This window comes from Methanobrevibacter sp. (genome assembly GCF_045644645.1).
In the GTDB taxonomy this organism is placed as follows: Archaea; Methanobacteriota; Methanobacteria; order Methanobacteriales; family Methanobacteriaceae; genus Methanocatella.
In genome coordinates this window covers 1-2865 of the sequence record NZ_JAZRHE010000167.1, presented here as the reverse complement: position 1 = coordinate 2865, position 2865 = coordinate 1, and the positions used below count along the sequence as shown (strand labels likewise).

The following is a 2865-nucleotide window of genomic DNA, read 5'->3' as shown; positions in this document are numbered from 1 at the left end:
AATAATATAATGAGAATATTACTGGAAATAATGAAATCTTTTTTTTGATAATGTTTTTGAAATGGGATAATTCTTTCAATGCAAACATATTAAAACTCCCATGTCTTTTTATTTCGTTTAAATATTTTTTCATTATTTTTTATTCCCATTATCTGAAATCCGGATTTTTGAAATATGTTTTTCACCTAATATTATTCACTTTTTGTGAATAAAAATTCACATTTTAGCAAAGTTTAAATAGTCCAAAATCATTGTTTTTATTATAGGCAAATGTGAAAATATTTGCATTCACAATAAAATTTCTTTGAAGTTAATTTTTTAAATTTGATTGATGGAGAGGATTTTCAATGGCGCGGAGCGATAAAACTTTGGAAGACATTTTGAATATTATTTTTTATGATAAACCGTCAACTCAAGATGCAATTGCCGAAAAATTAAAGATTAGTCGAAGATATGTTACTCAATTGCTTAAACCATTAATTGAAGAAGACATTGTCAAAAGGGCTTATGTCATCGATTTGAATAAATATGATGAAATTTATGGCTCTTCAGACCCTATCTTCAATATCAAACAGCATTCCGCATTTTTTTTAATTGAAAACATGCTAAGCAGCATGAGCGAGCATGTTAAAGAACAGATCCAAATGTCTTTCGATGCCATTTTAACTAATGATAAGGACTTGGCAGAACAAGCTTTAAAACTGGATTTTACCACAAATAATATGTATGAAAAAGTTCGCGCATCTGTTGAAACTGTCGTTGATGTTGATCCCCATTCCAAACTTTCCAAGATTTTATTGTTCAGCGAAGCGGCATACAATTATGAACGCATTGGAGATTATTCAGGCCATATTGTCAAATTTGTCATTAATGAGAAGACTGCCGTAGACGATGAACTTTTAGATATATTAAAAAAAATGCATAAATATGCACAAAAATCTATTTCATATGCAACTGATGCTTTTATTAATGGGAATATTGACTCACGTGGAAATTTGATGGATACAGAAGAAAAAATTCATGAAACTCAACAAAAAGCCATGAATCTCATTGCCAACCAAATGGTTGAAACTTCTTTTGAGGATATTGAAATGTCCAATTATTATATTTACATATCCCGTGTAGTGAAATCATTCGAAAGAATGGGCGATATCTCAGTGGAAATTATGGATTTGGCTGCTGAATTCCATAAGGATATTCCAAGGCCAACAACTCCACGTTCATTTAGAGAAAAAATTTAAAAAGACAATGCCAAATTTCTTCTCAGGAGGAGATCTTATATCAAATAATAAACCGCAAGAAACGTTTAGGGGAAAAACTGACAGGGCTATTAAGAAACGACCCCCATGGAAGGAATACAACCTGCATATAGTTTGTTTTGTTCTGGTTGCCATTTCAATGGCCATTGGAGTTAAAGAGATTAGAATCACTGATACCATAAGTGTTTTATTATTGCCTTTAATATATGCCCTAATCATGGGTTTGGCTCTTTTTTTAGCAAAACCTATAAAATTTATAGGTAAAAAGCAATCAAAGGTAGCTGAAGGAGCAATGGTTTTATTTATAGGAGTTTTAATTGCTAAATTAGCTATTTCGAGCGGACAATCCATTGATATTATTTTTAATGTCGGCCCCGCCTTGATTTTACAACTTTTGGGGGATTTGGGCACTCTTATAGCATTGCCCGTTGCTTTGCTTTTAGGATTTAGAAGAGAAGTAATCGGTATGGCAAGTTCCATTTGCCGCGAACCTAACTTGGGAGTCATTATCGACAAGTATGGTTTCAAATCCCCTGAGACAAGGGGAGTTTTAGCCATTTTTGTTATAGGATCCATTATCGGCACTCCTTTTATCAGCTTTTTTTCAAGCATATGCATTTCGCTCATACCTTACCATCCATATGCCTTTGCAATGGCTTCAGGCATAGGAAGCGCAAGCATGAATGCTGCAGCATTGGTTCCATTGGTGCATATGTACCCTGCCATGGCTACCCAATTGGAGGCCTTTGCAGGATGCAGTAACATTCTTTCATTTTGTTTAGGCATTTACATGTGCATATTCATTTCCCTGCCTCTTGCAGAAAAATTGTATAAATGGTTATCTCCAATCATAGGTAAAGGTGAGGGGAGAACCATTGATGACGAATATGCTATTGAAGGAGTAAAAGATGATAAATATGCTACTTCTGAGGATTTAAGTTCTGGTAAGATTGAAAGATGGGTCACTTTCCTCGTACTTTTCTCAATCATCGTCACAGTTGGAAATTTCATAGGTTACCATACCCCTTTGCTTGATGTGTTCATCGGAATGCTAATCATTTCAATTATTACCCTTATCGGAATGTGCCTTGAGAGGATAATTCCATGGGATATCCCATCAATCATTTATATAAGTTTACTTGGTATTTTTTTAGCCATTCCTGGAGTTCCAACTTCAGACATTATAATAACTTATGTCTCTCAAATTGAGTTAACTACAATCTGCACTGCATTTTTAGCATATGTCGGTATTGCAATCGGTAACGATTGGGAGGAATTTAAAAAGATTGGTTGGAAAGGAATCATTATAGCAATAATCGTAATTTCCGGAACTTACCTCGGTTCTGCAAGTATTGCAAATCTGGTCTTATTTGTAACAGGCATGATTTAACAAATCTATTTTTCATTATTTATATCATGTTAGTTTTCTATTATGCGAAATAGTAATATAATTTTTATATAATATATATAATTATGTATTTATTTTTACATTATCATTAATTTTTCTACAAGAGTTAGAATATTCCATTAAAAAACTTACAGTTCATAAAAATCATTTTTTTTCATATTCCATCCACATTAATTTTATTACTTATTTTATATAAGG

2 protein-coding genes are annotated in these 2865 nt (G+C 32.7%); both read left to right on the top strand.

What is annotated here, in order from left to right; translation table 11 throughout:
* Positions 1-347 precede the first annotated feature (347 nt).
* Positions 348-1241 carry a PhoU domain-containing protein gene (locus tag ACKI4K_RS10590; protein WP_407424847.1) on the top strand — a complete coding sequence of 298 codons (894 nt, stop codon included), beginning with the start codon at positions 348-350 and terminating at the stop codon, positions 1239-1241.
* A gap of 7 nt (positions 1242-1248) precedes the next feature.
* A complete protein-coding gene (locus ACKI4K_RS10585) occupies positions 1249-2649 on the top strand; it encodes a DUF3100 domain-containing protein (protein ID WP_407379840.1) in 1401 nt (466 codons plus the stop codon).
* The last annotated feature ends 216 nt before the right edge of the window (positions 2650-2865 follow it).

What these genes read in the sequence shown, in the direction of transcription:
- ACKI4K_RS10585 (WP_407379840.1), top strand. Translation starts at nt 1,249, where the DNA reads ATGCCAAATTTCTTCTCAGGAGGAGATCTTATATCAAATAATAAACCG.
- ACKI4K_RS10590 (WP_407424847.1), top strand. Translation starts at nt 348, where the DNA reads ATGGCGCGGAGCGATAAAACTTTGGAAGACATTTTGAATATTATTTTT.